Genomic DNA, 5,773 nt, shown 5'->3' with positions numbered 1-5,773 from the left:
CAACTTTGCTTTTCCACTTTTTAAGGCATCACCAGTAACGCTAGTTTCACCCCACATTTCTTCCATTCCTTTTTTATTATCATCCTGAGCGAAAGTATTCGCGCTAAAAAGAAGCGATATTCCCAAAAGGATATAAAGGCAATTTATTTTTTTTATCGTCATTGCTAAACTTTTTATTATTGAGTACTTAGAAAAAGGGCATTAGATATTAATTACTAATGCCCTCTAAAAAATTATTGTAAATTATATAAGCTTAATAGCCTTGGTTCTGTTCCCAACCATTTTCTATATTTAAGTCCAATTCTGATTGTGGAATAGGGAATAACCATTCATTATCTGGCCATATAGGTCTGTTGTTATAAAAAGGAGTATAAACATTATTGTAATCTGATAATGACCCTTGCTCCGCAGTCCAATCAAGATTTATATCTGTTGTTTCTTGAACCAATCTATTCGTTCGAATTAAATCAAATTTTCGTTTAAATTCGGCATTTAATTCAACGCGTCTTTCTTGCCAAACAGCTTCTCTAAAATCACCTTGAGATAAGCCTGCTGTTAAATCACCTAATCCTGCTCTATTTCTTAATTGGTTTATAGCATTATAAGCTTCACCATTTGGAGCACCATTGGCTTCATTTTGTGCTTCAGCATAAATCAATAAAGCATCTGCATAGCGATATAAAATTACATTTGAGTTGACATATTGAAAACTTGTCCCATCTTCACCAAGATAATAAGCGATATCTATAAATTTTCTAAAGGTTGGCTGGCAAAGATATGGCTTCCCAGATGGTGACTCATATCGTGTCATAATGCTCCATAGTCTTTCATCGCCATCTTCAAAAGCATCGTATAAGTCTGGGGTTGGAAGTTGTTGTCCTGTACCAGGTATTCCTCCTGGAAAAAATAACCCAGTTGGATTAGTCTCATTTTCTTCTCGTAGGTCACCTGGCCAACCTTCATCTACTAAAGGTGTTGCATTAGTATTTGCTCCCCAGTAACCTCTTGCGGATCCGGTGCCATTACTTTCTCGACTTAACCAACTACCAAGCCCTTGAACTCCAATATATGATAATTCTAAAATAGATTCATTCGTAAATGAATTGTCGTCTAACCATGCCACACCAAATGCCGGAGTATTTCCTGAGCCTACCATATTTAAACTGTGTGGCGAATTGTCTATAACTTCTTTAGCTTTATCTCTTGCCAATGCCCAGTTAGAGGCATCGCCTTGAATAAAATCACCTTGAGATGTTCTTCTGTGCCCAGCACGTGTTAAATAGACTTCAGATAAAATGAGTTTAGCAGTCCATTTTGTAATTCGACCAGTATGTAATTCATCAGCACAATTTTCTTCAGCAAACTGAAGGTCTGGAATAATAACTTGATCATAGATTTCTTCTGCACTTAGTCTTGGTTTTTCAAAATCTGCTCTTTCATCTATTTGATTTAAAATTAACGGTTGATCACCGAAAGCTCTCACTAATTGGTAGTAATAAAAAGCTCTTAAAGCTCTAGTTTCACCTAAAATTATATTTTTTTCTGTTTCATCCATATCTATTGCTGGAACGTTTGCTATTACGGTATTCGCCCTACCAATACCTATCCACCAATTGCTATATACTGAAAACTGTTCAAATACACGATCAGAAGGTGTTACCGTGTGGGTCCCAAAAGCATTGTAATTCCCTCCTTGTGTCCTACTAACTTGATCATCTGTATAGGCATCAACCACGGTCCAAAACCTATTATGTGACTCAAGTAAGCTTTTATATACCCCATCAGCCGCTGTTCTGGCATCTCCAGCATTTTGGAAAAAATTACTCGCTGAAATAAATGTTGGGGGCTCTTCCTCAAGAAACTCTTCGCATGATATGCTCATTACTACTAGTAGTAATAACCCTATTTTTACTTTTATATTCATCTTTTTATATTTTTAATTAATTTTCTATTTAGAATTTTAAATTAACTCCCATTCTGATCACTCGACTTTGCGGGTAACCAGCATTGTCATGCCCTATATTTGTAGCAGAAGACCCCCTTAATGATACATCAGGGCTAAAGCCTGTATAGTCTGTCCAAATATGCAAATTGGTACCAGAAACATAGACTCTTAGACTACTTATTTTTAGTTTTTCTGTCAGTTCCTTATCAAAATTATAACCAATGGTAACATTTTGTAAACGAACAAAAGTACCATCTTCAATAAAGCGATCACTAAAGAGGTTTCGGTTGGTTCGTGTATTATCTGCATCTAATCTTGGCCAAACATTACTGGGATTAGTCGGTGTCCATCTGTTATTAGCAAGGTCCAAGGCTTGTCTTCCAGCAAAGTTTAATAGCCCAATGTTTGGGATATTGGCTATATCTTTCCCTATTTGGGAATCTATAAAAATACTAAGGTCAACTGCTCCAATTTTAAAAACATTATTTATTCCAAGAATTACATCTGGCTGTGCTTGCCCTATAGTTGTTCTGTCTTCTTCACTTAGTACGCCATCAGGACTTACATCTTCATATAATTGTTCACCTGGTCTATGGTCAACGTCAGTTGATGGTACACCGCCATCGTAATCCGCTACAAATGTATAAGTAGCTGTAGGGTTAGCATTATACATATCTATACGTTCTTGATCTGAGAGGCCTTGGAATTCTTCAAAATCATCAAACTGAGCAATACCTGCTCTTTTATAACCAAAAAATGTTCCTACCTCTTCTCCAATAATCAAACGTTGTGTTCCGCCTGAAATAAAGCCAGGATCCCAACCACTGAAAAGATTATCAGAAGCCATACTTCTAACCTTAGTTTTACCTGTAGCAACATTACCATTTAGTCTCCAAGAAAATTTATCGTTATTAATGATACGAGCATCAATCGACACTTCAAAACCATTGGTTTCTAAAGATCCAGAATTTTCTGTTAATGTTTGAAATCCAGATTGTACAGGTATTCTATTACCTCTAAATAAAAGATCGTCCGTTATTTTGTTGTAATACTCAATAGAACCCGATAATTTGTTATTGAATAACCCAAAATCTATACCAGCATCAAATTGTGTGGTGGTTTCCCATGTTAAATTAGGATTTGGTAATTGATCGGAATAAAAAATAGCGGTTTGCTGCTCATTAAATGCTATGATATCACTAGCGTATTGGTCTAAAGACTGATACGTGCTAATAGCTTGGTTACCAGACGCACCATAACTAACACGCAGTTTTAGTTCTTTTATGGTATTACTGTTTCTTAAGAATTTTTCTTGGGAAAGTTTATAAGCAAATGCTGCAGCTGGAAAAAATGCCCACTTATTATTGGCCGCAAATTTTGAAGCACCATCAAAACGACCTGTTAATGTAAATAAATATTTTCTGTTAAGCGTAAAGTTTATTCTTCCGAAAAAAGAGGCTAACTTATCTTGCGAATAAGACACTCTATCAGGATCATTAAAAGTAGCAGCACCTGGATTGTAATAGGTTAATAAATCATTGGGAAACCCATAGTTAGAAACGTAAACACCTTCATTTTCACTAGATTCGATAGATTGTCCTAAAACAGCATTAATATTATTTCTTTTACCAAATTTCTTTCGAAAATTCAAGGTGTTCGTGAGTGTAGTTCTCATTTTTCGAATGTCACCAGTTTTCGCTCTACCACCTTCTGCCACGTTTCTCGGCAAAATATTTAATTGATAATACCGTTGCGCCGTATTTCTATTTTGATACGAAAATGCAGTTTTGAATGATAATGCTTTTGTAAAATTGTAAGTAGCATCTAAACTACCTATCATTTGAGTCAGTAAACTATTATAATTATTAGCTTCTATCGACGTTAAAGGCGTAAAACCATCAACACCTTCATCCTCATCATCTGCATCAAGCCCTGTAGTTGGGTTTGATCTAAGTGCTCTAGAGAAAGCACCAGCGGCACCTCTATTGTTATTAAGACCAGCACTAATGGCCTTTTGATTTGAAGTAACATGAGAATAATTTACTCGAGCACTCACTTTAAGTTTTTCTGAAATATTAGCATTTATATTTGATCTAAATGAGGCACGTGTGTAATCTGTGTCTTCAACAATACCTTGAGCATTATAATAATTTGATGAAATGGAATACCTAACATCCTCATTTCCACCATTAAATCCTAAATTTGTGTTTGATGTGGTTCCTACACGGACAATAGTTTTTTGCCAATTATTATCTGTTAAGAGTCCTGCTCTAGCAGAATCTAGTCTGACCCCGCCTGCATTGAGGTTGCCTCTATTAAAAGCTGTTTCACTATTTAATATAACGTATTCATTAGCATCTAATACATCTATAAATTTTGGAATCGTAGAAATGCCATAATCATGTTCAATGGAAATAACGCCCTTACCGACTTTTCCAGATTTTGTAGTAATCAATATTACGCCATTTGCACCACGAGAGCCGTATATAGCAGTTGAAGATGCATCCTTAAGAATTTCTACAGATTCAATATCCGCAGGATTAATCAACGATAATGGACTTAGAGAAGAACTCTCTACATCTTGATCCCCTAAACCTGGAGCGGACTCGTTATCCATTGGGATACCATCAATAACATATAATGGTTCACTACCGTTTAGTGAACTTATAGCTCTAACTCTAATGGAAGCACCAGCACCAGCTTCGCCAGAATTTTGTGTAACCACAACTCCGGCAGCTCTTCCTGCTAATGCTTGATCCAGACTGACCATACCTGCTTTGGTTATTTCTTCTGCTTTTACTGAAGAAACAGACCCCGTTAAATCACTTTTCTGCACTGTTCCATACCCGACTATAACCACCTCATCTAGTGACGTGTCTGTCATAATTAGTGTTACGTCGATGACGCTTTGTTCTCCGACAACCACCTCTTTGGTCTCCGCTCCTAAGTAAGAAAAGAGCAAAACATCACCAGTATTAAGATTTAAAGTATAATTTCCATCAAAATCAGTAACCGTTCCTTTCGCAAGTCCTTTAACTAAAATTGAAGCTCCGAGTATCGGTTGTCCTGTATCATCTTTCACAGTTCCCGAAATTGTTTTCTCTTGAGAAAAGACTTGGATACTAAGTGTAAGAAGAAAAATAGTTAGAATTTTTTTCATATATAGTTATGGTTTAATTAGTTGACTCAAATTAAATTAATTCTAAAATGATAGGTACTCTGTATTTGCCCAAATCGTTGCTCATTTTAAGCAATCCATAAAAGAAGCCGTATTCACCGTTATTTTATTGGTAAAATTTTAATAGACTTTAAACTCGATGTTTGTGCATCACCTTCTATTAATGACGTTTTAATAGTATGATTCCCGGCCGTTTTAAATTCTAAAATTCCCATTCTGCGATAGGCATACTTATCGGTTGCTGCTTGCTGGTTTTGAATTTTTATACCTTCATCTGTTGTTGTTTTCCAAACCAATCGTCCCTCACCCTTGTATTCTAAATCTAGATAATAATAACCTGCTTCTTGAACATTAACCTCCCAAGTCACAGTACCGTTTTCTTCCCAATCACTGACTTGGTTGGCATGTTTCCATTCACCAAATTTTTCCATCCAACGCATGTTTTTTTGTTCTGCGCCTTCAGCTTCTCCAAATTCAGTTAATAATCGGGTAGGTACATTGGGGTAAATACCTATGTTTGTTTCTACAATAGGTTCTGATGTTTTAAGTTGAACTTCAATTACAGATATTAATTCGTCTGGTGCTTTATAAGGCACATCGATAACTAACCAATCTTTAGCCTTAGAAAATTTAAGCGGACTGCTTTTTTT

3 protein-coding genes are annotated in these 5,773 nt (G+C 35.9%); all 3 read right to left on the bottom strand.

The genetic code is table 11. The annotated features are described in order from the left end of the window. Window positions 1–253: 253 nt before the first annotated feature. Window positions 254–1,924, bottom strand: coding sequence for a RagB/SusD family nutrient uptake outer membrane protein (locus tag HM986_RS17365; RefSeq protein WP_179336313.1), 1,671 nt, complete (start codon window positions 1,922–1,924; stop codon window positions 254–256). Window positions 1,925–1,952: 28 nt separating this feature from the next. Continuing rightward, a complete protein-coding gene (locus HM986_RS17360) occupies window positions 1,953–5,105 on the bottom strand; it encodes a SusC/RagA family TonB-linked outer membrane protein (protein ID WP_179336312.1) in 3,153 nt (1,050 codons plus the stop codon). A 119-nt stretch (window positions 5,106–5,224) separates the two neighbouring features. Then, window positions 5,225–5,773, bottom strand: a 549-nt coding sequence (locus tag HM986_RS17355; RefSeq protein ID WP_218841466.1) for a carbohydrate-binding protein, incomplete at its 5' end; no start/stop codon positions are given.

The organism is Winogradskyella costae (assembly GCF_013403865.1).
GTDB lineage: Bacteria > Bacteroidota > Bacteroidia > Flavobacteriales > Flavobacteriaceae > Winogradskyella > Winogradskyella costae.
Note: the sequence above shows the minus strand (reverse complement) of the source record. Positions and strands in the feature narration are given on the sequence as shown.

What these genes read in the sequence shown, in the direction of transcription:
- HM986_RS17365 (WP_179336313.1), bottom strand. Translation starts at nt 1,924, where the DNA reads ATGAATATAAAAGTAAAAATAGGGTTATTACTACTAGTAGTAATGAGC.
- HM986_RS17360 (WP_179336312.1), bottom strand. Translation starts at nt 5,105, where the DNA reads ATGAAAAAAATTCTAACTATTTTTCTTCTTACACTTAGTATCCAAGTC.